Source organism: Parerythrobacter lacustris, assembly GCF_024626475.1.
Classification (GTDB): domain Bacteria; phylum Pseudomonadota; class Alphaproteobacteria; order Sphingomonadales; family Sphingomonadaceae; genus Parerythrobacter_A; species Parerythrobacter_A lacustris.
This window is the reverse complement of the sequence record NZ_JANKHH010000003.1, coordinates 497,197-522,527: the sequence shown is the minus strand read 5'-3', so window position 1 is coordinate 522,527 and position 25,331 is coordinate 497,197. Positions and strand designations below refer to the sequence as shown.

31 protein-coding genes are annotated in these 25,331 nt (G+C 57.1%); 25 read left to right on the top strand and 6 right to left on the bottom strand.

Annotated elements, in window-relative coordinates; translation table 11 throughout:
• Nucleotides 1-461 precede the first annotated feature (461 nt).
• The 5 genes from NSO95_RS06015 to NSO95_RS05995 all read left to right on the top strand — a co-directional run bounded on the left by NSO95_RS06015 (nucleotide 462) and on the right by NSO95_RS05995 (nucleotide 4,081).
• On the top strand, nucleotides 462-1,232 hold the full coding sequence (locus NSO95_RS06015) for a DUF932 domain-containing protein (RefSeq protein ID WP_257595257.1): 771 nt from the start codon (nucleotides 462-464) through the stop codon (nucleotides 1,230-1,232).
• A 55-nt stretch (nucleotides 1,233-1,287) separates the two neighbouring features.
• The gene (locus NSO95_RS06010) at nucleotides 1,288-2,169 is read left to right on the top strand and encodes a hypothetical protein (RefSeq protein ID WP_257595256.1); all 882 of its coding nucleotides are present in this window, start codon (nucleotides 1,288-1,290) and stop codon (nucleotides 2,167-2,169) included.
• Nucleotides 2,170-2,235: 66 nt separating this feature from the next.
• The gene (locus tag NSO95_RS06005) at nucleotides 2,236-2,361 is read left to right on the top strand and encodes a hypothetical protein (protein ID WP_257595255.1); all 126 of its coding nucleotides are present in this window, start codon (nucleotides 2,236-2,238) and stop codon (nucleotides 2,359-2,361) included.
• A gap of 6 nt (nucleotides 2,362-2,367) precedes the next feature.
• Nucleotides 2,368-2,751, top strand: coding sequence for a DUF5681 domain-containing protein (locus NSO95_RS06000; RefSeq protein ID WP_257595253.1), 384 nt, complete (start codon nucleotides 2,368-2,370; stop codon nucleotides 2,749-2,751).
• On the top strand, nucleotides 2,714-4,081 hold the full coding sequence (locus tag NSO95_RS05995; protein WP_257595252.1) for a terminase large subunit domain-containing protein: 1,368 nt from the start codon (nucleotides 2,714-2,716) through the stop codon (nucleotides 4,079-4,081). Before NSO95_RS06000 ends, NSO95_RS05995 begins: the two co-directional genes overlap by 38 nt.
• Here NSO95_RS05995 and NSO95_RS05990 read toward each other — a convergent pair.
• Nucleotides 4,078-4,743 carry a hypothetical protein gene (locus tag NSO95_RS05990; RefSeq protein WP_257595251.1) on the bottom strand — a complete coding sequence of 222 codons (666 nt, stop codon included), beginning with the start codon at nucleotides 4,741-4,743 and terminating at the stop codon, nucleotides 4,078-4,080. The two genes, NSO95_RS05995 and NSO95_RS05990, sit on opposite strands and share 4 nt — an antisense overlap.
• Nucleotides 4,744-5,098: 355 nt before the next feature.
• Between NSO95_RS05990 and NSO95_RS05985 the strand changes: the two genes are divergently transcribed.
• The 20 genes from NSO95_RS05985 to NSO95_RS05890 all read left to right on the top strand — a co-directional run bounded on the left by NSO95_RS05985 (nucleotide 5,099) and on the right by NSO95_RS05890 (nucleotide 22,157).
• On the top strand, nucleotides 5,099-7,177 hold the full coding sequence (locus tag NSO95_RS05985; RefSeq protein WP_257595250.1) for a phage portal protein: 2,079 nt from the start codon (nucleotides 5,099-5,101) through the stop codon (nucleotides 7,175-7,177).
• A 29-nt stretch (nucleotides 7,178-7,206) separates the two neighbouring features.
• A complete protein-coding gene (locus NSO95_RS05980; RefSeq protein ID WP_257595249.1) occupies nucleotides 7,207-8,121 on the top strand; it encodes an HK97 family phage prohead protease in 915 nt (304 codons plus the stop codon).
• A 27-nt stretch (nucleotides 8,122-8,148) separates the two neighbouring features.
• Nucleotides 8,149-9,300, top strand: coding sequence for a phage major capsid protein (locus NSO95_RS05975; RefSeq protein WP_257595248.1), 1,152 nt, complete (start codon nucleotides 8,149-8,151; stop codon nucleotides 9,298-9,300).
• A 3-nt stretch (nucleotides 9,301-9,303) separates the two neighbouring features.
• Nucleotides 9,304-9,636, top strand: a complete 333-nt coding sequence (locus tag NSO95_RS05970; protein ID WP_257595247.1) for an SAP domain-containing protein — start codon at nucleotides 9,304-9,306, stop codon at nucleotides 9,634-9,636.
• 46 nt (nucleotides 9,637-9,682) lie between these two features.
• On the top strand, nucleotides 9,683-10,051 hold the full coding sequence (locus NSO95_RS05965) for a hypothetical protein (RefSeq protein ID WP_257595246.1): 369 nt from the start codon (nucleotides 9,683-9,685) through the stop codon (nucleotides 10,049-10,051).
• Between the two features lie 65 nt (nucleotides 10,052-10,116).
• Nucleotides 10,117-10,956, top strand: a complete 840-nt coding sequence (locus NSO95_RS05960) for a hypothetical protein (RefSeq protein ID WP_257595245.1) — start codon at nucleotides 10,117-10,119, stop codon at nucleotides 10,954-10,956.
• The gene (locus NSO95_RS05955; RefSeq protein ID WP_257595244.1) at nucleotides 10,953-11,354 is read left to right on the top strand and encodes an HK97-gp10 family putative phage morphogenesis protein; all 402 of its coding nucleotides are present in this window, start codon (nucleotides 10,953-10,955) and stop codon (nucleotides 11,352-11,354) included. The genes NSO95_RS05960 and NSO95_RS05955 overlap by 4 nt, the downstream gene beginning before the upstream one ends.
• Nucleotides 11,351-11,788, top strand: a complete 438-nt coding sequence (locus tag NSO95_RS05950; protein WP_257595243.1) for a hypothetical protein — start codon at nucleotides 11,351-11,353, stop codon at nucleotides 11,786-11,788. Before NSO95_RS05955 ends, NSO95_RS05950 begins: the two co-directional genes overlap by 4 nt.
• 72 nt (nucleotides 11,789-11,860) lie before the next feature.
• Complete coding sequence (locus NSO95_RS05945; RefSeq protein WP_257595242.1) at nucleotides 11,861-12,790, top strand: hypothetical protein; 930 nt, start codon at nucleotides 11,861-11,863, stop codon at nucleotides 12,788-12,790.
• Between the two features lie 221 nt (nucleotides 12,791-13,011).
• Nucleotides 13,012-13,986, top strand: a complete 975-nt coding sequence (locus NSO95_RS05940) for a phage tail tube protein (RefSeq protein ID WP_257595241.1) — start codon at nucleotides 13,012-13,014, stop codon at nucleotides 13,984-13,986.
• Nucleotides 13,987-13,989: 3 nt separating this feature from the next.
• Nucleotides 13,990-14,310, top strand: coding sequence for a hypothetical protein (locus tag NSO95_RS05935; RefSeq protein ID WP_257595240.1), 321 nt, complete (start codon nucleotides 13,990-13,992; stop codon nucleotides 14,308-14,310).
• A 186-nt stretch (nucleotides 14,311-14,496) separates the two neighbouring features.
• Nucleotides 14,497-15,924: a tape measure protein gene (locus tag NSO95_RS05930; RefSeq protein WP_257595239.1), complete on the top strand. Its 1,428-nt coding sequence runs from the start codon at nucleotides 14,497-14,499 to the stop codon at nucleotides 15,922-15,924.
• A gap of 3 nt (nucleotides 15,925-15,927) precedes the next feature.
• Nucleotides 15,928-17,340, top strand: coding sequence for a hypothetical protein (locus tag NSO95_RS05925; protein ID WP_257595238.1), 1,413 nt, complete (start codon nucleotides 15,928-15,930; stop codon nucleotides 17,338-17,340).
• Nucleotides 17,341-17,553: 213 nt separating this feature from the next.
• Nucleotides 17,554-18,024: a hypothetical protein gene (locus NSO95_RS05920; protein WP_257595237.1), complete on the top strand. Its 471-nt coding sequence runs from the start codon at nucleotides 17,554-17,556 to the stop codon at nucleotides 18,022-18,024.
• 2 nt (nucleotides 18,025-18,026) lie between these two features.
• The gene (locus NSO95_RS05915; RefSeq protein WP_257595236.1) at nucleotides 18,027-18,467 is read left to right on the top strand and encodes a hypothetical protein; all 441 of its coding nucleotides are present in this window, start codon (nucleotides 18,027-18,029) and stop codon (nucleotides 18,465-18,467) included.
• Between the two features lie 48 nt (nucleotides 18,468-18,515).
• Entirely contained in the window at nucleotides 18,516-18,821 is a 306-nt protein-coding gene (locus NSO95_RS05910) for a hypothetical protein (protein ID WP_257595235.1), read from the top strand.
• 19 nt (nucleotides 18,822-18,840) lie between these two features.
• On the top strand, nucleotides 18,841-20,598 hold the full coding sequence (locus NSO95_RS05905; protein ID WP_257595234.1) for a tail fiber domain-containing protein: 1,758 nt from the start codon (nucleotides 18,841-18,843) through the stop codon (nucleotides 20,596-20,598).
• Nucleotides 20,599-20,600: 2 nt separating this feature from the next.
• Entirely contained in the window at nucleotides 20,601-20,921 is a 321-nt protein-coding gene (locus NSO95_RS05900; RefSeq protein WP_257595233.1) for a hypothetical protein, read from the top strand.
• Nucleotides 20,922-21,521 (top strand): hypothetical protein, encoded by a 600-nt coding sequence (locus NSO95_RS05895; protein WP_257595232.1) that lies wholly within the window; start codon nucleotides 20,922-20,924, stop codon nucleotides 21,519-21,521.
• 3 nt (nucleotides 21,522-21,524) lie between these two features.
• The gene (locus NSO95_RS05890) at nucleotides 21,525-22,157 is read left to right on the top strand and encodes a hypothetical protein (RefSeq protein WP_257595231.1); all 633 of its coding nucleotides are present in this window, start codon (nucleotides 21,525-21,527) and stop codon (nucleotides 22,155-22,157) included.
• 51 nt (nucleotides 22,158-22,208) lie between these two features.
• On the opposite strand, the gene NSO95_RS05885 is transcribed toward NSO95_RS05890, so the two are convergent.
• The 5 genes from NSO95_RS05885 to NSO95_RS05865 form a co-directional block, all read right to left on the bottom strand.
• Nucleotides 22,209-22,436, bottom strand: coding sequence for a hypothetical protein (locus NSO95_RS05885; RefSeq protein WP_257595230.1), 228 nt, complete (start codon nucleotides 22,434-22,436; stop codon nucleotides 22,209-22,211).
• 158 nt (nucleotides 22,437-22,594) lie between these two features.
• A complete protein-coding gene (locus tag NSO95_RS05880; protein ID WP_257595229.1) occupies nucleotides 22,595-22,882 on the bottom strand; it encodes a hypothetical protein in 288 nt (95 codons plus the stop codon).
• Nucleotides 22,879-23,373 carry a hypothetical protein gene (locus tag NSO95_RS05875; protein ID WP_257595228.1) on the bottom strand — a complete coding sequence of 165 codons (495 nt, stop codon included), beginning with the start codon at nucleotides 23,371-23,373 and terminating at the stop codon, nucleotides 22,879-22,881. Before NSO95_RS05875 ends, NSO95_RS05880 begins: the two co-directional genes overlap by 4 nt.
• 318 nt (nucleotides 23,374-23,691) lie before the next feature.
• The gene (locus NSO95_RS05870) at nucleotides 23,692-24,417 is read right to left on the bottom strand and encodes a YqaJ viral recombinase family protein (protein WP_257595227.1); all 726 of its coding nucleotides are present in this window, start codon (nucleotides 24,415-24,417) and stop codon (nucleotides 23,692-23,694) included.
• 39 nt (nucleotides 24,418-24,456) lie between these two features.
• Nucleotides 24,457-25,191 carry a recombinase RecT gene (locus NSO95_RS05865; protein ID WP_257595226.1) on the bottom strand — a complete coding sequence of 245 codons (735 nt, stop codon included), beginning with the start codon at nucleotides 25,189-25,191 and terminating at the stop codon, nucleotides 24,457-24,459.
• Nucleotides 25,192-25,331 lie beyond the last annotated feature (140 nt).

Below are 25,331 nucleotides of genomic sequence, written 5' to 3'. Positions count from 1 at the left end.
CGGCGAAGCTTCCTGATCTACTACGCCCGGGTTTGTCTTCGGGAAGCTCGGTCTCGCAGGAAGCGCGACCCACGCTTCGCCAGGACACTGGCAGCATGGGCCGCCAAGGCAAGGCGCGAAGCCGCGGCTATCGATGTCCGGCCACGCCAGGGCGACCTGTTCGACTATTGAGCCCCGCCACCGTGCGGGGCTCTTCTTCGTGGTAGGCTAAGCGAGGCTCTGCTGCACTTCGTGTGATACGTTCGGCTGGCAATCCTTGCCTGGGAAGCTGATTGGAGGGGAGAGCTCGCTCACCACTCACCTTCGCCCAAGTACGCCACTCGACACTAAGCGCACCAACCGAAGACGGGCAAACCGTCAGAGCGCATTTCCGGACGAGCCACACCTATCCCCCAGCCATACGCGCTGGGGGTTTTTCTCGTGAGACAATGATGGAGGAGCACTTTGAAAGGAGCCTCACCATGACACTAATGTTGCACGCGGGCGCAGAGCCCGTCGACTACGGCGATCTTGCCGCTTTGCCCATTCCCGAAGCTACGCAAACCCATGTTCCCATCGCTCACCAGGCAGTGGTGGACATGGTGAAGTACAGCCTCGGCTTCTACGGCCACCAGATCGTCGAGGAACACTTCGGCGTCACTCCCGACGGCATGCGCTTTTTCGGCGTCTTGTCGCTTCTGAGCGAGGACGGTGACTATTGCGACTCTGTCGGCCTGCGCAACAGCCACGACAAGCGCTTTCCGATCGGCATCAGCTTCGGCTCACGCGTCTTCGTCTGCGACAATCTCGCATTTGCTGGCGATCACGTTATCCGTCGCAAGCACACCAAAAATGCAAAGTTTGCGCTACCGTCGCTCGTTGCAGAGGTGGTCGAACCGCTGCACCAGCACCGGGCTGCCCAGGCTGACACGTTTCTCATGTACCGGCGCTCGCCGTTGTCGGCCAAGCAAGCTGATCACGCAATCCTTCGCCTGTTCCGCGAGAACGTCATCAACGTCCAACGCATCGACGACGTATTGCGGGCGTATGAGAATCCGCCGCATGACTGGGGGGACGCAACTGCCTACCGGCTTTTCAACGCAGTCACCCACTCGCTCGCTGGCCGCATCATGGAGACGCCGTCAATTACGGCGAAGCTTCACGCGGTTATCGACGACATCTGCGAGGACGCATTCTGGGATCGTGCTCGTGCGCCGATCCAGGAACAACCGCTCTTGCCGATGCTGGCATGACCAAAGGCTCCCCTTCTGGGGAGCCTTTTTCTCTGTCATTTGCGAGCCAAATGTATTGCTGGCAGAGATCGCCGCAAAAGTGCTCATGTTTCTCGGCACTAAAAAAGGATGCTCCGCGGTGGCCGTCATCGATGTGTTTTTCGACGCCAGTGAGATGAATGGGTACACGTCAGTTGCTGGCCTCATTTTCCGCAAGAAGCACCTCAGGACCTTTGAACGAGGCTGGTCGGCTATGCTCAGGAAGTATGGCCTAAGTCACTTCCACATGACTGATTGCAACGCGGCCCAAGGAGAGTTCAGAGGCTGGTGCCGCGAAAAGCGGGACGCGTGCGCGCGCGAAGCAATCGACCTCCTTGTTTCATACCCGCTCAAGGGCATCGCCTTCACCATCAAAAATCAAGATTTTGACGAGGTAATCACGTCAGAGGGCTTAATGCCAAACGCAGTAACGTTGGGAGTGTGGGCTTCGCTCTTCGCCGTTCGCAGTTGGGCAGACAACAGCGACTCCGAAGCTCGCATCTCTTACTTTTTTGAGTCCGGCGACGAAGAGCAGAGGTCAGTCAATAACCTACTAAACTCTATTGCCGAAGATCCGGTTAGACGTTCAAACGCCCGCTACCGACGCCATGCCTTTGTTTCAAAGATCAGCTCGTTTGCTGCGCAGGCCTCTGACATTCTCGCTTGGCATGCGGCGAAGTACGCACCACGGCGCGAAACCGGAGAGCGCATGCGCGGTGATTTCAATGCAATCGTTACGAAGCTTAGCGTGTCTGATGACTACCATGACCGCAATTGGCTTATGCAACTGCTGGAGATCAGCAGGAAGCATGCAGGCGAAGACGGTAACCGCCTTGCCCAGACGGCCTTTCTATACAACCGCTCTAACGCTCGGCAGATGGAGCGTAAGTTCCTCGAGATTTGGACGGAAGCTCGATAGCTTTCTTTGCTGACTCTTTGTCGGACCTGAGTGCATCACGCCTACGTTGTGGTATAGTGAAGCCCTATGAATACCAAAACGCAGTATCGTGAATATCGAGACGAGGTGAGCAAGGACGCCGCCAAGGCGCTTGCGTTCTTCTTCCTCGGCGTGCCATCGGCGCTCTTCGTCCTCGCTTGGCTAATCCTCTAAACGCTTATGGCCGCTCAAAAGAGCACCGAAAAAAGTACCAAAAAGCGCGGCAATCCACAGAACCTCGTGGCTCCATGGAAGCCGGGGCAAAGCGGTAATCCTAAAGGGAGGCGTCTCGGGCAGCGGGACCGCAAGACCGTCATCATGGAAGCGCTTCGCCGCATCGCCGAGAAGAAGAAGATGACACCCGAGGAGGTCGAGGAGGCGCTTCAGGCGGCCGGCCTCGACAAGGCGCTCAAAGGAAGCTTCATGCATTTCAAGGAAATCAGCGACGGGCTCTACGGCCCCATTACGAACAAGGTCGACCTCACCAGCGGTGGCCGCACAATCGCCGATCTAATCACCATCGCCAATGGCAAGGCCAAGCCAGGAGCAGACGCTACAAGCTAGATTCCGGGACGACCCCGCCTTCTTCCACCTTGAGGTACTGGGCCACGAGCCTTGGGAGAAGCAGCTCGAAATCAGCCTTTCCATACGCGACAATCGCAACACCGCGATCCGCAGCAACAACGGTTCAGGCAAGACCTACCACATGGCCAGGGAAGCGCTTCGCTTCCTCTACGCGTACGGCCCCGATGCCGTCGTCATCAACACCGCACCCACGTGGACGCAGATTGAAAACCAGTTCTGGCGTAACCTTCGCGACGCTTATCAGAAGGCGCGCTACCCGCTCGGTGGCAACCTCCTCAAGACCAAGCTCGACATCGACGAGACGTGGTTTGCGCTTGGCATCGCCAACGACGAAAACAACATGGAGGCGTTCCAAGGCTGGCACGCCAAGAACATCCTCGTCATATTCGACGAAGCTTCTGGCATCAGTCCCAAGATCTATGAAGCTGCGCTCGGTGCCATGGCGGGTGGCTCGATTGTCCGCTTCGTCCTTATCGGCAACCCGACCCAGAACAGCGGTCCATTCTTCGACGCCTTCCGCGACCCGACCTTCAGCAAAATCCACATAAGCGCGTTTGATACGCCCAACGTCAAAGCGAAGAAGCAGGTGCTGCCCGGTCTGGTGACCTGGGACTTCGTCGAAGAGGTTCGCAAAAAGTACGGCGAAGACAGCGACGTTTACCGCGTGCGTGTTCTTGGCGAGTTCCCTCGCCGCGCGTCCGACACGCTCATTTCCATCGATGCGGTGGAGTACGCCTTTGGCGCTGACCGCGAGCTTCAGAATCAAGATGATGAGGCAATCGGCCTCGACCCTGCGCGCTTCGGTGACGACGACAGCGCCTTCGTCTTCAGGAAGGGGAACGCGGCGCGTGTGCTTGAGGTCATAAACGGCAACGACACCATGCAGCTAGCCGGAAAGGCGGCGCGCTACCTGCGGGAATTCCCCAACGCCTCGATCTACATCGACATCATCGGCCTGGGTGCCGGTATATTCGACCGTCTACGAGAACAGCCTGACATTGCTGGCCGGGTGCTGGGGGTGAACGTGGCCGGCAAGGCGCGGGATGAAAAAGAGTTCGTCAATATCAGGGTGGAGAGCTGGTCCAACGTTCGGGATTGGCTACGTGACGCGATCCTCGAGAAGCACGACGGCTTCTACGAGCTCGCGCAGCCCAAGTACAAAATTAACTCGGCCGGGAAGCTTCAGCTCGAAAGCAAGGAGGATATGAAAAAGCGAGGCGTGCCGTCGCCGAACGTGGGGGACGCACTCGCTCTTACACTTTCACGAGCGACCGAGGGTGAAAACATTGGTATCGCTTGGCTGCATTAGTCTTGGGGTTCCAGTTTCACCTCTAGGCGGCGCACTTCTCGAGCCAGGCCGGGCCAGCTTAGTATGACGCGAGAGTCCCGTGCAGGCCCGACGAAATCAAGAATGCGGGGACGTTTCATCGGGGCGAGCTTTTCCAGATGAGACGTCGTTATTGCAGGAGCGACAAGCGTCGCCTCGAACTGAATCGGTCCAAAACGGACTTGAACGCCAACATTGCTGTTTTTCGCGGCGTCTATCAGAGGGCCAACTGAGATATGGCCGCGTTCGACAAGTCCTAAGTTGGAAGCAATCCAAAAGCCCGCCTGATCCGGTAGAGTGCCAGTCGTGAGCGAGGTCACCAGCTCGTCCAACGGAAACGAGCAAGTGTCGCGAAGAAGCCCACCGTCTGCGGCAGCGATGCCGCCAAAGTGGATGCCAGCAAGCAATTTATAGAGCCACAGCTCCATGCCATCGCCGCTTATTAGGCTATGCAGCACTCGACCAGAATGACGACTTCCCAGAGCGTAGTCACACGCCTCAATTATTGCGTTGAAGGTCCGCAATCCAAATTGATCGATTGGTGCCAGTGCATTGTTGTGACGCTCGCATAAAACAGTCGCCGTGAGAGCCGATGCAGGGAAAGTCTCCTTCTCGCCCTTCACCTGCCAAGGCATTCCGGTCACCAATAGCTTATCAAAGCGCCTTAAGATTGCTTCGGAAATGTAGTGCTCTCGGCTCTTCGCAGTCGAGCAGTTTCTGGTCCGAGCCATGTAGCATTTTGGGTGAGCGTGCCCAGTTATCTCACCCGGAGGTTCGAGACTGGGAATCTTGACGTAGGGCAGCTTGCCTGGAGCTGTCCGACAGCAGTCCCTGAAGGTATATCCACTCGAACATGGGCAGCTATCTGCCTCCCCCCAAGGAAACGTGTACCTGTCTGCGCGAGCCCTAGTCATATACAACCTATGCCTCGGTTCTTCGGCAACACCAACCCGTGAGAAAATCACAAATTAGGGGAAGCGCGTGGCGTATAATTGAGCCATGAATCCCCTCACCTCGCTGCTTCGAAGCTTCGGCTCGAAGAAGGCAGCGTCAGACGATTATCCCGGCACGTGGATACCTGTTGGAGGTTCGGCTGACGGTATCAACCAGCGGAACCTGCTAGAAGCTAACAAAGAATGGGTTTTCATAGCCATCGACAAGGTGGCTACTGCCGTCGCGAGCATCCGCTTCAAGGTGATGCGCTATCAGCGCAACGGCGACGATCAGGAGGTCTTTGACGGCCCCCTGTATGACTTCCTTGAAGCTCCCGGCACTGACTTCACCGGCAAGGACTTCATCTACCTCAACACCGTCTACAAGGAGCTCGCAGGTAATGCGTTCTGGGAGCGCGCCAAGGGCCAGAAGGTGCAGCCGCTCATCCCAACCCGAGTCGCGCCGATCTTAAGCGGCGGCAAGGTTGTGGCGCTCAAGTACAGCGACGGAGCAGAGCAACGCACGATTCAGCTGAAAGAAGTGCTGCACGATCGCTACATCGACCCTGCCCGCCCTCATTGGGGTGTGGGCAAGCTTCAGAAGATTGCTCGCTGGGTGGACACAAGTTCGTACCTGGGTGAGTTCCTTTCTCGCTTCTTCGTCAATGGCGCGACCTTCGGCGGCTTCATCGAGACTGAGGAAGAGACCGAGCAGCGTATCAAACTCATCAAGCTGGGTCTCGCCAATGACCACGTGGGCGTCGCCAATGCGCACAAGCTTGGCGTGCTCCCAAAGGGCAGCAAGTTCTCCAAGGTCACGGCCAACATGGCTGAGATGGAGCTTGGCGCGACCGATGACCGCTACCGGGACAAGATCCTCTCCGCATTCGGCATCCCTAAGACGCTGGTTGGCCTATCCACCGAGGTCAATCGCGCCACGGCAGAGGCGAGTGAGTACATTTTCGCCAAGTACACGGTGAAGCCAGTCGCTGACGACCTGGTGGAGTTCCTGAACGTCAATGTAGCCCCTACCTTCGACCCGACAGGCCGGTTCTATTTTGCCTACGATGAGTTCGTGCCGGTCAATCAGGAGCTCCAACTCAAGGAGCGCGAGGTAGCGCTCAACAAGCAGCCGTACATGACGGTGAACGAGGTCCGCGCGAGCGTGGGCCTTCCAAAAGTTGAAGGCGGCGACACGATCTATAGCTCACCTGGAACACCTCTTGGCGAGCCCGTGATTGCCCCTGCCCTGCCCGCCGCAAACGACGATGAACCAGAAGACCCCAAGAAGACAGCACCGGCGAGGGTGCGCAGAGCAGCCAAGCAGGAACGCGTATGGGAACGGCTAGCCGAGAAGGCGGTCGAAATCGCTTCAGCGCATCACGATCCTGACGCGGAGAGCCACAAGAGCTTTGTTGCTCGCGTGGAGGACCACGAGAAACTGATCGCCGACAAAGTGCGCGACTTCAACAATCGCCAAGAGCGCGAGGTCACGCAGAACCTCAAGCAGATCACCAAGGACGTGAAGAAGGGCGACCTCTTCGAGATGGAGCGTGAGGTGTCTGTGCTGGTTGACTTCGTCGGCCCGATGCTCCGCGGCTTGCTACTGGAACAGGCGCTAGCAGAGTTCGCGACCGTTGCTGATTTCCCACTCGATTTTTATCAGGCCGACCCGAGCATCACTCGCATAGTCGACCTCGCCGCACGGCGTCTCGCCAAGAGCTACAACAACACCACGGCCAAATTGCTCGCCAAGGCTTTGAACGACGGGCTCGCTGGCGGTGAAGACCTAACCCAGCTCACGGAGCGGGTGCGCGGTGTCTACGATTTCTCGAACACCTACCGCGCCGCAGCGGTTGCCAAGACCGAGGCCTTTTACATCGCCAACAAGGGAAGCTTGGAAGCCTACCGCCAGTCAGGCGTCGTCAAATCGATCCGTTGGTACACCGCCGAGGATGAGCGCGTTTGCCCATGGTGCGGTCCGCAGCACGGCAGGGTCGTCGCAACAAATAAGCCATTCTTTAAAAAGGGTGAGGTGCTGACTGCCGACGGCAAGGAACTGACGCTCGATTACCGAACAATCGACGTGCCGCCGCTTCATACGAACTGCAGGTGCTTCATTCGGCCGGAGTTCATCGAAGTCTAGCGTGGAATTGCGCCTGTATAATCAACCGCATGAAGTACCCACTCAAGAGCATCGGGGAGGAGCTGGCAGCGAGGATAGCCGAGCGCTTTGCTTCCCCCGAAGTTCGTGCCCTGCTCGAAGAGACTAAGGCTGCACCGGACAGCGATACCGGCACTTTCGAAGTCGTCATCACCACCGAAAATCTTGACCGCTATCAGGAAGTTATCAAGCTCGATGGCTGGGACCTCACCCACTACCTAGCCAACCCCGTCGTTCTTTGGGGCCACGACCACAATCGCCTAATTGGAATCGCCACAAGCGTCGAGATTGCCGACGGCAAGATGGTCGCCAAGGGAAAGTTTGCACCGACCGAGGAAGGCCAGGAAAAGCGCCGCCTCTACGATCTAGGCTTCCTTAAAGCGACGAGTGTCGGCTTTATCGAGAAGGAGCGTGAGGGCAACCTCATCACAAAGGCTGAGCTACTTGAGTTCAGCTTCGTTTCCGTACCTGCGAACCCCTACGCCCTATCGCTGGCGATGGAGAAGGAGCTCAACGTCAACGACCTCGTAACCAAGGGCATCATGTTCGTGGAAAAGGACGCCGAGGAGGCACCAGAATCCCCTGAGACAGCGCCGGAAGGCGAGCATGAGCCTGAGGACATTCCCGATGCAGAAACGCAATCTGAAGAGCTAGAGGAGCCTCAGGAGCGCAGTTTGAGTACCAAGCAGATAGCGTCGGTCATTGACGGCCTGAAATCGGCAATCGTCGCCTTAGAAGCACTCGGCACAAAGGCCGGGGAGCCTGAGGGTGATGAGGAGCCGACTGGCGACGAGGGTGAGACGGAAGACGAGCGAGCTTATCGCGACTTTTCCGAGAAGCGCCGCGTTCTCCAGCACGCTTCAACCATTCTTGGCGACGTATTAGCAGAAGCGCGCCAGGTTAAGGACGCACGCAAAGCGGCCTAGTTCTGCACCCCCTAATTTACCCAATACATGAATGAAGAACTCAAAGGTGAGTTCAAGACGATGGTCGACGAGGCCATCAAGTCGAACCTCGAAGAAATCGTCGGCAAGGAGGTAGCTGAGAAGGTCCAGGAGACCGTCTCACGCGTCCGCCTTCAGAGCGCAATCGAGGGCCGCGACATCACCGGCCTTGATGCTGAGACGAAGACAAACTTCCTCAGTGATATCCGCGCGATCGCGCACGGCCAGAAGGCTGCGTACCTCGAATCGAGCGACCAGACCGGTGGCTACCTCGTTCCTACCGAGGTTCACGCCGGCATCCTCCGCATTGCGGAAACGGTCGGTCTCGTTTCACGTGACGCGCGTCGTTGGGCGATGGGCTCAGATGCACTCGAAATTCCGCGCTTCACCGGCGCGGCAATGCAGGGTGAGTATGTTGGTGAGGACGATGAAGGCGACGAGACGCAGAGCGATCTCGGCGTTGCTCGCCTCCACGCGAAGACGTGGATGCTCATCTTCCGCATCGGCAATACGCTTCTCGCAGACGCCAATGTGTCCGTTGCTGACTGGCTTATGGCCATGGCGGCAGAGGGCATGGCGTACCGACTCGACCGTGAAGGCTTTATGGGCGGCACCTACGCAGGCTCGCCGTTCGTCGGCCTTCTTGGCTCAGGCGATGTGACCACGCAGACCCTCGCATCCGGTGCCACCGGATTTGAGGATGTGAGTGTTGAAGAAGCTTCAACCGCGATCGGCAGCCTTCCAACGGCAGCCCTTGGCGATGCAGCCTTCTACTTCCACCCAACCGTGTGGGCGAAGCTTCGCTCGCAGAAGAGCGGCGACAACTACGTCTACGGCCAGAGCAACCTTGCGACATTCCGTCGCGAGAGCGGCATCCAGGCTGTTGGCGAAGTCCTCGGCTATCCGGTGTTCACCACGCCGGTACTCCCTGCGTACTCGGCAAGCGCCATCAGCACCAAGTTCGGCGTATTCGGAAACCTCAAGCTCGCACTTGCTTGGGGCGATCGTGGGCCGATGGAAGTGGCAAAGTCCGATTCAGCAACGGTCGGCGGCAAGTCCGTCTTCCGCGCTAATCAGACCGCCATGCGCTTCACGCACCGCCATGCCGTGACGCTTCAGCTTCCAGCCGCAGCAGTCGTGCTCAAGACAGCCGCTTCCTAGCCTATGAGCGTCTACCGAACGAACGTAGCGCTCTTGGTGAATGGTGACCGGGTCGAAAAAGGCACCGAAGTGGAGCTATCCGATGAAAAAGCAGCGGGTTTCGACCCAGTCGACCTTTCGCCGGTGTCAGGAGTTCCGACCCCTGCCGAAGAGCCCGAAGAGGTTGTGTCCCTTGAGGACATGAACCTAGCGCAGCTGAAAGACCGCGCGAAGGAGCTTGGTTTGTCTACTGGCGGCAGCAAGGCTGACCTCCAGGAGCGCATCCAACTCCACCTTGACGGCAATGCCGACGAGGACGCTGCCGAAGAGCCCGAAGAGGGCACCGAAGGCGCTTAGCAATTAATCCGTTCCCCCTATGCGAAAGCTATACGACAATGTGAAAGTGCTCGCCTCGCTCGTGCCAGCGGTTCGCACCGCCGACGCCAACGGCACAGGCATCGACACGCAGGGCTACACCGACGCGATGCTTGTAGTGTCTGCCGGTGACATCGATCTCGCCGATGCCAATGAAACCTACGTCATCGAGCTAGAGGAGTCTGACGACAACTCGACGTTCGTAGACGTGGCCAGCATCAGCGTGACGATCACGGCTGATAACCAAGTGGGCGTTGCTCGCATCCCGGAGCTGAACGTAACGCGAAAGCGCTACCTCCGCGCCGTGCTCAATGTGAGCGGCACCACGCCGTCGTTCCCAGGCAACGCAATCTTCCTCCTCGGAGGTGGAGCGGCAGGCCCAGTGAACAGCGACTAGTCGTTGTCCCCCAGAGCCTCCGACCCACGTCGGGGGCTCACCGGGTACAATGAACCCAATCCCCTATGTACGGCGACGCACTCACAACCAAGGAACGGATCAAAGACCGGCTACAGATCACGGCAACGTCGTTCGATACCGTGCTTGACCGCCTTATTCTCTCCGTCACGGCCCGCATCGAGCAAATGTGCGGTCGCAGATTCATCCAAGGCACCTATACCCACGAGCTTCACGATGGCTCCGACAGCTATGGCACCCGCCGAACCTTCCTGATCGTCAAGAATGCGCCCGTTCAGACAGTCAGCGCCCTTCAGTACAACGCCGGCTCCAACAGCTCGCCCAACTGGCTAGCGGTCAACGAGGATTACTACCACACCGACCGAGACGCTGGCATCATCTACGTCCCAGGAGGCCTTCCCCGAGGCTTCCAAAATGTCCGCGTAACCTATACCGGCGGCTTCAGCGGCTACTCAATCGGCGTCAATAATTTCTGGTTCTTCAATATCACGCCGACCGGGACGGTCGATGGCAGCAACCTCACCTTCACCCTGCCCGAGGATGCCACTCAGGTAATCGTTTACGCCGATGGAATGCGTGAGGCGGCGTCCAACGTCACATTTGTACCGGGCAGCGCGAGCTTCACTCTTGCCGCAGGCCGAGCCCCAACCAGCACTATTGCCGCAGATTACCTGCGCGAGAACGCCGCAGAGGACTCTGACCTGTATCTTCCAGCTGACCTCACCGAGATGTGCGAAGAGGCCGTCGTTCGCATCTTCAAGCGGCGCGACAGCGAGGGCAGGCTGAGCGAGACATTCCAAGAGAGCAGCATCACTTGGAGCCGCAGCATCTTTACCGACGAGGATTTGCGCACCATCCGTAACTACCGTCGCGGCTACAACCTATGATCAACGTCTCCGTACAGGTTCAGAACCTCGACACCCTCCGCGCCAACTTCCGCAGGGCACCAGCAACGACGCTCAAATACCTTGCCGCAGCGACCAAGGCATCTATCTTCGAAGTGGAGAAGCAAGCGGTCGATCGCAACTTTCAGTTCAAGACACCCCGCGCCATGCGCACCGGCTACCTGGCGCTTTCCTTTGGGTATGGCCGTCAGTTTGCAAACGGCGGCCTGCGTGGCACCATTGGCCCTACCGCCCACTACTCCCCCTACGTCTATTTCGGAGCGCGGGGTGGACAGCCTAATCCGTTTATGGATCGCATTGCGAAGAAGGCCGAGCCGGAGGTCAACAAGCACTTCGAGACGGCGGTGAACAAGATTGTCAGCGAACTTGCCGACGTATGAGCGCCACTGCGATTAAGGAAGCAATTAAGGCTAACCTGGACGAGCTGGTGACGGCTGAGACGCTTTCAGGCTGCTCTACCTCAGACCTCAAAAAAGACCCTCTTGCGGGCGATATTCCGGCCTTCCCCTGGGCCTTCCTCATGCCGCCATCGATCGAGAGCGAGGCGCTAGATAACCGCACTAATCTGCGCACCTACAACTACGACATCATGATCCTTTGGAACGCTGAAGACGTAGAAGACGCTACGACCGTCGAAGAGGGCATGGAAGCCGTCATGCAGGAGTTCGACAACGACCCGACGCTCTCAGGCACCGCGATGGGCGGGGTTCTTCCGGTTTCATCGGCACCTCAGCCCTTCCAGCACAGCGGGCGCGACCTCATCATGGCAGTGGTGCAGATTCAGGCCAAGCAGCATGTATCACTGAGCTTCTAGTTAAACTGCATTTCCGTTGGAGAACGGAACTAGCTTTTGGTATCTCGGTCTAGTCAATTGCGAGTGGCAACGATGGATTACCGAGAGCTGCAAAACCGAGTAGAGCGTTTGAGCTCCATGGCCGCAACGGCAATCAACAGCGGGCGCGGAGATTGGCGCGCAATCTGGTCTGATCTGAAAGAAGTCGACCAAGCTTTCCGACATGTCCACTTTCCTGATCGCGACTTACGTCAGAGTCTTAGAGACATTGTGCAGAACACCGCCTCTGCCCTGAAGGCGCAGCGCGCGCGTTACGAGGAGGAGCGTTCCAAAAGGAACTCGCGCTATGAAAAATTAGGCGAGACATCTGCTAACCATTTGTCAAAGATACAGCGTTTGGTCGACGCCGCAGCGCCCACAGACGAGGGTTCGTATATGTTAGCTGAAACCTTCGCGACACTTGGTGCAAATCTGGTTGTCCGAGGAGCCTTGAATCTGGTGTTCGGCGAAACCGACGAGGCGAAGTTAGCCCTTCAGCAACGCAACGAACTCCTGAGGGAAGCTGGTACTTATTTCCGTGACAGTAAGGATGAGATGCTTGGTAAGGACAAGGCTGCGGCGCACCACCTGATTACCGAGGCAAGAAGCTCAGTGAATGCTGATTGGGAAAAGTGGAAGGAGTTGCAAACGCGAGCTTATCAGGCTCGACAAGAGCAACGTGGGGAGCGGGCAGAGAAGCAACGCCACTGGGAAGAGCGTCAGCAACAATGGAAGGTGGGTCAGCAAGAATTTTTAGATAAACTTAACGCAGCTCTCGACCGTAAACGAGACCAACTGGCCCATCAGCAGAGCCACCTAGCGAATTTATACGAGAAGCGCGGTGATGCATGGAGCGAGAGCTATAAGGACAAAGTTGATGATTGGATTTGCGAGGCGAAGGATCGCATCGACAGCCTCGATGCTGCGATCGACGACATAGCGGAAAAAATTTCAGAAGTTGAGGAGAAACTTCGCGGCAGCTAAGCATGCGGAATTCAAATGCTATACTTCGCACATGGCAACACAGAAGCCGAAGCGGATTCCCGCGACTGACCGGAGTATGGCACCTGCACCAAACGACACCCAGGTCTTCTTCTTCCCAAAGCGAAATCCGCCCGTGTCTATCCGCGCAACATCCCGCGAGGAAGCAGAGCGCCAGCTCGCTGCTGAGGAACCCACCTTAGAAACCCCTAACCCCGAGGAGAATGACTAAATTCTTAGGCCGCTTGGCCGACATTGGCATCGCAAAGGAAGCCGTTCGAGGTACCGCTGAAACAAGTGCGACCTTCTACCTTCCCAAGACGTCACTCACGCTTGACGACGGCATCGAGCAGGCCATCGACGAGAGCTCCAACGGGGTTATCGAGGACTCAGTCGGTGCAGCCGTCACCGGCAAATTCGCCGAAGGGGAGATCGAGGGCAATATCTACGACAAGTCGTTCGGCTTACTTCTCCTGGCTTGCCTTGGCTCGGTTTCGACATCTGGCCCCTCAGAAAGCACCGTCTACACCCACGCATTTTCCGTCCTACAAAGCGCTCAGCACCCTGCCCTGACGCTGTTTCTCGACGATCCCAATCAGGACTATAAATACCCGCTCGCCATTCTGGAATCACTCAACATCGACGTGATGATTGGTGCGTACGCGAAGTACACCGCCGCATTCCGCTCGAAGGTGGGCACGACCGCAACCCTCACGCCGTCATACAGCACCGAGAACCACTTCCTCCCGCAGCATGGCAGCCTGAAAATCGCAACCAATCTGGCTGGCCTCGGCGCAGCATCCGCCATCGACGTCCGCTCAGTAAAACTTTCCTTCAACAAGAACATCGAGGATGATCGAAAGCTCGGCTCACTCGATCAGGCGGACATCCTCAACAAGCAGTTCTCAGTGGAAGGCTCGGTTGAGCTCGTCTTCAACGACAACACCTTCAAGACGGACATGCTTGCTGACACCGCCAAGGCCATGCGCCTTCGGCTCACCAATTCCGACGTGACCATCGGAAGCAGCCTCAACCCTCAGCTCACTATCGATCTCGCTAAGGCCAAGTTCTCGAAGTTCGAGCGCAGCTACGGCAATGACGACATTGTCACCGCGACAACCGACTTCAAAGGCTTTTACAGCGTGGCCGACACGGAGATGGTCAGCGCGGAGCTTATCAATACCCAATCTAGCTACTAGCCTATGGATCGCACCACTCAGACAATTACAATCGGCGAACACACTTTCGTCGCAAAATCCTACGCCACTGCCCGCGAAGCGCAGATGGTTCGTCAGGCACTCTTCAAAGGCAACCGAGTTGAGATGTCGGGCGAAGTTCCGAAGATCAGCGAGTTCAACACTGAATCGCAGTTCGAAATGACGCAAGAGCTCATTCGGCAGATGGTGGTCTCGATGGACGGCTCTACCGAAAACCTAGTCGACCGCTGCCTCGACCTTCCAAGCAGTGAGTTCGATGAGCTGATCGACGGGCTGGACGCGATCGTTTCAAAAAAAAAGAGCTAGCGGAATCGGTCGACTTGTACAGCCGCGGCCGAGCCGACCCGCTCATGCAGATGGTCGCAATCATGCAGGAGTTCGGGTGGACGTACGACGAGTACATGAACGCACCGAACTACGTTCTGACAGCAATCCGCGAGAAGCTCCAGCGAGACCGAAAGGAGGAGGAATTAGCAGCTAAGCGCGCCCGCCGTGGCAAATAAAGAAGCAAAACTGCAAATTGTCGTTGATGCCCAGAACCGCACTCAGGGCACCTTTGCCGCACTCGGCAAGAACCTCGACGCCGTAGCCAAAAAGACCCAGGCTACCCGTGATGGCATGATGGCCGTCGGTACTGCCGGCACAGTTGCATTTGCCGGACTTGCGCTCCTTACCAAGGGGGCAATTCGAGCTGGCGTCGATTTTGAGCAGACACGCATAGCCTTTGAAACCATGCTCGGCTCAGCTGAGCAGGCTCAGAAAACGCTCGCAGAACTTTCCCAATTCGCCGCCCGTACTCCATTTGAGCTTGGCCAGCTTGAAGAGGCTTCCAAGCGTCTCCTTGCATACGGAACTTCCGCAGATGATTTGATTCCGACGCTCAAAATGCTGGGCGACATCACCGCTGGCGTGGGAATGGACAAACTCCCTCAGCTGATCCTCGCGTTCGGCCAAGTGCAGGCTGCCACAAAACTTACAGGAGCAGAGCTTCGCCAATTCTCGGAAGCTGGCGTGCCGCTCCTTGGCGCGCTCGCGGACGAGCTAGGCAAGACCGAGGCTCAGATCATTCAGATGGTCTCAGAAGGCAGTGTCGGGTTTGAACAGGTGAAATCCGCTCTCGCAGGGCTTTCCGGCGAAGGAGGCAAGTTTTTCAACCTTATGGAGGCACAGTCGGCATCGCTCGGCGGCATGTGGAGCAACCTTCGAGACCAAGTCGCACTGACAGCGCGAACGATCGGAACCGAGCTGATGCCGTATCTCAAGCCATTGGTCGATCAGCTCATTCTGGTTGCTCAGTCAGTGGGCAACTTTGCGAAGGAGCACCCGAAGCTTACCGCTGTGCTCCTCATCGGTGCCCTTGCATTCACGGCGCTTATGGCAGCGCTCTTACCAATCGCCGTGGCGCTTCCAGGTTTGATTGTGATGTGGGGCTTGCTGACAGGTGCCATGGCTGGCCCCGCGCTCATTGCAGCGGCAGTCGTTGCAGCTATCGCGAGCATCGGTGTCGCACTCTATTACCTTAACCAGGCCAATCTCAACACTGCCGCAGGCTGGCAGGACGTGTGGCTGGGCATCAAGATCATTGCCGCTGAACAGGCGAATGCGGTGATTGGCATCGTTGAGAGCATGATCAATTTCGTACTGAGCGGGGTCAACAAGGCGATTGAGGCCATCAACAAGGTGATCCGGCTCGCCAACAAGGTTCCCGGTATAAACCTGAAGAGCATTAGGAGCATCGACGCTGTTGACCTCGGCGGCATCGACGTGGGCTCCATCTTCTCAAAAGACCTAGCAGGGCGCAGCACAGTGCCCCAGCAGAACACCGTCGTCATGCAAGGCAACACCTTCCTCTCCGCCGATATTGCAGAGCAGATTGGCGATTTAATCATGGGCAAATTAAAGCTGTCATCACAGCTCTAAGCTATGGCGCTCACCGTCGAGATCGCTGGCGTCGATCGCACCGCAGGCGTCGTGTTTCGCGAAGGCACACCCCGCAAATCCGAGAACCTGAACCAGAAGACCGACAGCTTTGAGTTTCGGGTGCGGAAGTACGGCAGCCTGACCTATGTCCCCACGCTCGGCCAGGAGGTGATTGTCGAACGCAACGGCACTACCATCTTTGGAGGTGTGATCGTCCGCATCACCGAAACGCTGAAGTCTGCCCAGATCCTCGAATATGCCGTCTCCTGCAACGACTACTCCCAGTACCTCAAACGCGAGCTGGTGACGGAGCGCTACGAAGGAGAAACCGTCGGCAGCATCATCGCCGACATCATCGCGAACTACACCACCGACGGCTTCACGACCGTAAACGTCGTTGGCGGCCAAGAGATCGGCAGCATTGCCTTCAGTCGCCTCAACGTCGCAGACTGCCTTCAGAAGCTGGCCGACACCCTCTCCTACGTCTGGTACGTCGACTACGACCGCGACATCCATTTCTTCCCTAAGAACACCGAGACCGGCCCCGCCCTTTCCGACACCTCGGGCAATTTCATTTACGATAGTTTGGAGATTGTCGAAGACCTCTCCCAGGTTCGAAACGTCATTCTTGTGCAGGGCGGCGAACAGATAAGCGCGACACCCCGTACCGAGCATTTCAGCGGAGATGGCACCCGCGCGCAATTCGCATTGGCCAACAAATTCGACAAGCTTCCGACCATTACCGTGGGCGGCGTGGGGCAGACGGTGGGCGTCGAGTATCTGGACGACGACACTTTGTTTGACTGCATGTGGAGCTTCAACGAGAAGTACGTTCGCTTCACGTCAGGCAACATTCCCGGCAGCGGCACCAACAACATCGAGGTAGCCGGAACGTACCTCTTTCCGATTGTCGTCAACGTTCCGAACCTTGCCTCAATTGCCGAGTTTGGCCGCTACGAGTTTGCGATCACCGATACCAGCATCCGCAGCCAGTCCGAGGCCATCGACCGCGCAATCGCCGAGCTCAAAAGCTACCAGAACGAGCTCTATGAGGGCTCGTTCCGAACATACGATGACGGCTTCAGGAGCGGCCAAGTCATCGAAATTGTTTCAGCGCAACGCAGCAAGAATATCGAGGTCTTGGTGCAGAGTGTGAACGCCGTAGTGCGCGATCCGCTCGGCAATCAGCTTGATTATCAGGTTCGCTTCGCCACACTTAAAAGCATCGGCATCATCGAATACCTTCAAGGGCAACTGCGCTCGAAGGAGGTTATCGTCGACGATCAGGAGACGCTGCTCAACTTCTTTGGGCTAGCTGATGAGACAAGCCTAGACGACACGCTTGCGGCACCAATGACATCGACCGGGCCGTACGTGTGGGGCGGGTTTAATTGGGGGTACGGCGTGTGGCAGTAGAATTGTGGTGCTAGAATGCAGTCATGGAGACCCGTCTTCAAACCATCAACAACGATACCGTACTTGAGATTACCGAGACTGCTCCGAGGAAGCGCCGACTGTCACAGAAAACCCTTGAACGCGAGCGCGACAATCTCACTCAATCGATCACTCGATTCCGAGCGCTGCTAACCCAGGTCGAAGCCGACCTTGCGCGTATAACCTCCGCCAAAAATGCAAGAGATAAGAAATAACGAGCAAGGCCGCGTAGCTGGCACCCTGACAATACGCCGGTTTAGGGACGGCAAGGAGGTCTCCGTACACGGGCCATTTCATAACCGCGTCGTAAGCAGCGACGGCTACGGCCGGAACCTCATTGCCAGGCAGCTAGCAGGCGACGCCACCTATGCCCTCGCCATCGACAGCGCGAGCCTTGGCGACAACAGCACCGCCGCCAGCGACGGCCAGACTGACCTGTTGAACCCGCTTGTTCAGGACATCCCGCTCACCAATGCCTCGGCGGTCGGAAGCATGGTGACGGTGGACGTGTTCATCGCGGACGCGAACCTACCCAACGACACCTATGAGGAGTTTGGGCTGTTCTGCGACGGGCGGATGCTTAGTCGCGTCGTAATTTCTCCAGCCTATACGAAAGTATCGGGGGAAGACACGCTGTTCGCTTACGAGCTAAATATCTCCGCTTAAATATGGCTATTCAAACTGGACAGTCAGTCGAAGCTAGCGATTTTGTTTTCGAAACTTGTCGTGTCTACCAGACATCAGGCGTCAGCTTAAGTGGCGGAGTTGCGATCCCGTTCCAAGCCGAACATTTTGATACGGACTCGATGCATGACAACTCGACGAACAACACCCGTATCACGTTCAATACGGCAGGATTCTATGCCATTGGTGGCTCTCTCTATCTCTCGACAACTGACGCCGGTCGGGTTGGAATTCGACTAAACGGTTCTACCGACTTAGCTTCGAACTACTTCACGACATCATCGGGTCTGGCTGCTGGATCGGTGACCACTTTTCACGAGTTTCAGATTGGCGACTATATTGAACTCGTGGGTACCTCTAACGGAACATCTAGCGGGGACACCAGAACCAACTTCTGGGCAGTGAAGATTGGCTTCGGAAGTTAGACGACAATGCGAAACTTCCGCCATCTCACCCGGGCAGAAATCGCAGACATGATCGCGGCGGTACAAGGCGGCGAGACGCAAGCCAATGTCGCACGCCGCTACTCCGTCGACCACTCGACCGTCAGCTATCACCTTCACAAATACGAAAACTCCTACCCTGAGCAAGGCGGCGTCTACGCCGTGATCCGCGCACAGGCGCGCAAGGCGTGTTCTCATCCCTCCACCCGCTGCACCCTATGCGGCCACATGGCCGATCTGATTTTCCGCGAAGACAAGGCTACGATCGCCACGCTTACAAAGCAGCTCGCCGAGGCTCGCTCCCGCCTTCGCGTCGCTGGTCTACCCGTGGAATGAGGCAAGCTATACTTTTTTCATGAAACTACGCCGTCTCGTGACCGTCGCGGCCACCGCGGCACTGGTCCTATCCGTCGCACTGGCGGCCACCCCAGCCCACTCCCAAGTCATTTCGCCCGCTCGCGGCGGCACTGGCACGAGCACGATCCCGAGCCTCGGCCAGCTCCTTGTTGGGCAGGGCAACGGGACGTACGCACCTCAAGCGACTTCAACGCTCGGCATTCAGTCGGGCGGTGGCACTTGGGGCTCTATTACGGGGATACTAGGCGACCAGACTGACCTTCAAGACGAGCTTGATGGCAAGTACGACGCTGGCAACCCACTGGGATTCATTTCAGGCATAGCTTGGGGCGATATTGGTGGGCTGATAACTGACCAGACAGACCTTCGAAGTGTGCTTGATGGGAAGCTTCCCGGCATCCTCGACCCCCCAACCGCGAACATCTTCGTGGGCTCAGGCAGTGGTGGTTCCTTTGGCGCAACCGACGAAAACAATGTTGGCATTGGAACCAACTCCCTCGACGCACTCAACAACAGCAACGCTGACGGAAACTTTGGACTTGGCCTGAACGCACTCACTGCTCTTACCAGTGGCGACAACAACCTAGCTTTTGGTACGAACGCAGGAGCCGCGCTCACCACTGGTGGCTCAAACGTACTTTTAGGAAATGAGGCTGGACTAAGCCTGACGACCACGCAGTCTAACGTATTTATCGGCGACGCAGCAGGTAGGCTTAATACCAAGTCTGGTTCGGTTATCATTGGCCGCCAAGCAAACTATCTTGGAGACTTAAACGGCGGTGTGGCCATCGGCTTCCAGGCAGGCTCCAACAACACATCGGTACGCAACGTCTTCCTCGGGGGTTCTAGCGGTATTGGAAACACTGGATTTGACAACGTGTATGTGGGCGACCTCTCCGGTGGTACTAGCGCCGGAAACGCTCGACTTAACGTAGTAGTGGGCTCAGGCTCAGGTGGCGCACTTACCACTGGTTTTGACAACCTCTTTGCAGGCTACCGAGCCGGAAACATCACCACCACAGGCAGCAACCTAATCATGCTTGGTCAGGACACCAACGCGTCGTCTGCAACTGCTTCAAACGAACTCAACATTGGGAACACCCTGTACGGCAGCCTAAGCACAGGCCGTATTGGCATCGGCACCTCTTCTCCCCAGTACCGCCTTTCCGTTGTCTCAGACTCCGACACCAACATATTCCAGCTCTACGACTCTGACGGCAACTGCCTTCAAAACCCGGAAAGCGGCGCAATCACCACTTCATGTTCTTCCGATCAGAAACTAAAGGCGAACATCCGAGACTCGTCTCGCTCTGCCACTGGGTACCTCAACGGATTCCGCATCCGCGACTACGAAGTGCGCACCAATGGGGAAACCCGAACAGGTGTCATCGCACAAGAGGTTGCCTTGACGCACCCGGAGCTCGTCCAAACCATCAGCCTGCCTGTGTACGGCACCACGACACGTGAGAAACTTGTTTCTTCAGTTGACGAAAAGGGCCGAGCAACCCTCGCCCCTGTGTCCGAACCCGTGCAAATCGGCACCTCGACCACGCAATTTGTGACCCTCCCAAGCACATGGGAGCTCGTGAAAGCGATACAGGAGCTTGATGCTCGTGTCACCGCACTTGAGGCTCAAAAGGTTGCCGCCGAAGATCGCGCAGACACGTCAGAAAACCGAGCCGCAGGTGCCGGTGCTTTGCTTCTCGCTGGCCTCGCCGCGCATTTTGTTAATCGGAAGTCGAATGCTGCCGCCTAGCTATGCCAACCTCAGCAGCAGTCAAAGAAGCTCTGCACGACGCCAAGCTCTCTGAGCTCGAGAAAAACGCGCTCGGCCTTTCCATCCGCTTTGACAGACATCTTGAAATCTACGCCCAAAACGGCAAGGAGCTAGCAGCGCTCAAGGTGGCGGTCTCACAGGTGCAGGAGACCATGCAGGAGGTCTCTACCGCTCTTCAGAGCCTTGGTGCGCACTACGTCACGAACGATCGCTTCCTGCCCGTTAAGTCGATCGCCTACGGTATAATCGGGACGTGTGGGATCGCCACGCTTGGAGCATTGCTCACCCTCGTCATCAAATAAATGAACCTCACCAAGCCGAAATTTCTCATAGTCAGCGACCAGAAGTGGGTGTTGAAAAAGCTGCCCGTCGTGAGGAACATTCTCTCTGAATGTCCCCAGCTGGCCGACGTTGAGCTCGTGTACGATTATCGCCGCCTCACCCCAAAGGTGAGCAAGGGTCGCATAGAGCAAGAGTGGTTTCAGGAGCACATTTCCCGGCAGGCAATCCTAGACGGATATCTGGGAGCAGTGTTCGTTGCTTCGCTCGCTCAGGCAAAGCGATGGAAACTCAAAAGCGGACTGCGCGGATCTCATTTCAGCGACGGCGATGGCTTCATCGAAGCCTGGGCGGCCGCCAACAGCAGCTCCGTCGTTCGCTTCAAGGATAAAAGTCGCCGCGACCTACTCCCGAAAGTCATATGCCACGAGCTCGGCCACGGCTTCACGGAGCTAGGGCTCACCGAGCTCGAGGTTCACGACTTCGATTACCAGACCAGCATCAACAATATCGACGGGTTTTATCGCGAGCTTCGTCTCGGCGATGAGCGCCCTAGCCTGCTCAAGCGCCTAATGTTCCGCCTCCAAGTGCTGCTCGACATTGTTCGCTCACCCAATCCCTAGCCTATGATCATCTACATCGCCGCTCTGCTCGCTATTTTCGTCCCTTTGCTTCTTGCCCTCAAAACACCCCGCAAGCCCACTGAACCATCGCCCCAGCCCCGTGAAACGGGCGTGAAACCCCCTTCCCTACCGCCTGCAACACCGGAGCCTGTCACCATTCCGGAGAGCGAGGTTGTTGCTTCCGAGCCTAAGCCAATCCCGCCATCGCCCCGAGAGGTTTTGTATCAGGTTGCCTTCACCTCACTCGGCCGCCGCATGGGTCTCGACACGAACATTCCCAAGGAAGTGAACTGTGCCAACGCCATCACCCACGTAATGACGCTTGCTGGCGTGAAGGGACTACCAGGCAAAGGCATCCCCGGCACTTCGACGCTGTACGACTGGCTGCGCAAAAGCGTCGAGTTTGAGAAGGCGGCAGCCCCGCAATTCGGGGACATAATAATCTACCCCACCGGCATGGGAAATGGTGAGGTACGCAACGGCCATGTCTTCATCGCTGGCAAGCATCAGCTTATGAGCAACAACTCAGCGACAGGCCGGTGGGACAACCACTGGGAGAACCTGGCCGAAGCCGACGCCTTCTACACCAAGAAGGGCGGCATCCCGCGTTTCTGCTTCCGGTGGATTGGCGGCTGATACAATTTCAGCATGAGCAACACATACATCGCTGCCCTAGTCGCCCTTCTCTCAGGCCTTGCTCCATTGCTCGGTTTTGAGGTCGCTGACAGCGCAGCCCTCACCAGCATTATCACGAACACCGTCACCGTCGTCGCCGGCATCTGGGCCATCTATGGCCGCGTCCGCATTGGCGATATCAGTTGGACGGGTTTCAGGAAACGCTAGCTTGCGGAGGCGCGTCTTGCGGTTCCGCCGCGAGGCTTGCCTCACGGAAAGCGGGTCATTCAGGTCGATCATCTGCGTACTCCCAGGTTGAGGAGCGCGACAGAACGACGCGCTCGGGAGTAAGCACCGGTTGACCACATGATTATCAGATTGAGGGACACAATGGGCTCCTATGAGATTGGGAGCCATCCCCTCTAAACACATCTCACGCGGTTTGAATCGTTTCGCGGTCAACCGTCGGCAACCACACGCGCGTGCATCACGCCGCCGATATTGACGTACTCCACCCGCGGCTTCGGCTTCGCTGACATGCGGTACCAATAGATCGAACGGTTATCCTCATCTCTGCGCCCGGAAATCTCGCACCCTTTGTTGCGCAGATCATTCACGCGGCTCGCGATCCTCGCGGTGCCTAAGTGGTCGCCGCCGTACACGACCTGCTGGATTTCTGGAGTTGAGTGCCAAGCGCCATCGGCCAAGAGACGGCGAAGCTTTTCGGCTTGGCTAGGCTTCTTCATAAGGTGGTGCGGTAGCTGTCCTGGTATTTCTCCCAAGAGCCGGTGAGGATGGCCCGATTGACCTCCCTTAGATCGACGCCGAGCTTATCGGCGCAGACAGACGACGAAAACTTCAGATCGTTTTCGCGGCTATCCACCACCATCTGAAACTGCCCAAGCGTCAGACTGTCAGCCTTAGACTCGCCTCGATAAGGTTGTTCTTCCACCTCGGTGTCCACGAGCGGAGCCGCACCGCCGGTCGAACATGTTCGACGAGAATGTCCAGGCCTTCCGCAGCTACCGCATCGTCGGGCTGGCTTTTCTGATTTTGGCTGACGTGCTGAACTTGGAAGGACCGCCGCGATTGGCTCCTCTTCAGGTTCGGACTCGGTATCGGCTTCGTCAGGGATGGCAGCTAGCAGCTCAGCAATGATTTCGTCGGGGGTTAGCTCGCGCTGGAAGACAATGTTGCCGTCATCATCGAGCAGCGTGAAACTACCAGCATAATTCATATTCCAAAGGTTGGATCGATAATCGCCCACTCCATCAGCATGCCAATGATTCCCACTATCACCGCCACCTGGATTACAAGCACGGCGGCGCTTAGGATGCGCTCACGCCGCTCACGGACATGCCGAGGAACGCGTCGCTCGTAGTCGAAGATTGAAGGTTTCATAGGCGGCAATGGCAGGGGAGATAGCGCCCGGTTGGCTGATAATCTTCGTCCCGAATTTCGACTTGGCCAGCGTCGAAACAGTGCTGGCATTTCGCAAACGTGAGCACATCATCGACTAGGTTTTCGCCGGTCGTGACGAGTGTCTTGAGTGTTTTCATACGATTGATTTTTGAGTGTTGATAAGGGCCTGAACACGAGCCTTCCCGGCCACGTGCTTCTTTGTAGCGTCGGCAACCAGCTCGTCGTGAACCTGTCGCATTCGCTCAACCTCTTCCGGTCCGTAAAGCGTGAGCGTGTTCACAATGTCTCGCACCTTTGCGACCACCTCGCGTTCCGCTTCCTCATAGCGAGCGATCTCTTCAACCAACTCGTCGCGTGTTGCTGTGATGACGAAGAAGTCGAGTGGAGCTGGAAAATCCGGGTGGTAGAACACGTGGTGGAGCTTGCGCAGCTTCGGGTTTACGATGAAGTAATGGAGGCGTTGCTCCTCATATCCGGCTGTGTTTTTCGGGATGCTACGGGTGTACAGCGCTTCCACATGCTTCGTGGAAAGAAGGCACTTCACCTCCACCGCCTCCGTCTTGCAGATCACACCATCAGGCGAAATGGCTAAGCGCGTATCGTCGTCGCTTTCCCAGCCAACGAGGCTCGCATCGACCTTCTTGCCGGTCTCTTTGGCAAAGCGTGCGAGCGCAACGGGTTCGAGCCGGTGTCCGCGTTCAAGCACTTGAGAGGCCGATAGGTCGCCTTCAGCAATAGCGGCTGAGCCGATGATGCTTTCAGCGGCAATGCGCCATACCTCAGCCTTGGTAGCGCCATCGCGCAGATTGACGGCGTCCTTCACACGCGAGCCGGTCAGCTTGCCGAGCCGCCAGTTCATCCAAGCCTCTTGGCTGTCGAATGCCCGGACTTTCATACACTATTGGATTGTGGCTTCCGCCTCGCTCGTAATTATCGACTTCACGCGCTCCATATCGTCTTTTAGCGCATTCTTTGCGTCGCCCGGAATGTCTGCCCACAGCTTCTCCAGGGCCTCCATTGTGAGGCAGGACTGGAGCTGTAGGCGAAGGTCATCGATATCGTGCGCAGTCGTGTGAACAGGTGCTTCTGGCTTTTGAAACTCCTCTTCCACAAAGCTTTGCGCAAGCTCCTCAGGGCACGCTTTGCGGTAGGCGTGCATCTCAGCAACCTTCGCGATCATAGTGAGCGGCTTCGACTTCCAGAGGTTTGCGCTAGTGGTGTACTCCTTGAAGAATACCTTCGCACTGAACTCTCCGATATCCTGGCCTACGCGGCGCTTGACCGTGACGGAGCAGGAGAGTGGCGAGGTTCCATCGGCGGCCATCTCGTAGGTCGGCTCAGATACCCCGATCACGCCGCTCCTCATCCCGATCTTCCGGGAGTAGTCGATCGAGGTAACGAGGCTGTACGTCCCGCCGTAGGGGATCGCATACACGTCCTTTTTGAGGAAATCCGGAAATTGGAAGCCGCGGAGCATTCCCTCCAACAGGGCTCGCTTCATGGTCGCTTCGTCCAGCCCCTTGAATGTCGTGTCGAGCAATGCCTTCACGGTTTCAGGGTGGGCTAGTTGGCGGGTAATTTCTGCTTTGACGACGGCCACGGTGCTCCCTTCTTGATTTTTGGTTTCAGTCATAGATGGTATCAGTGCGCGCCGCCCACGAGGCCCAACGGACCACGATCCTTATGAGTTCGAGGAAAGGTCCCCACGAACGGCGCGCACGGCATAAGGATGATTTGTAATCACTCCGAGGAGGGAGGCGGGAGGCGGGAGAC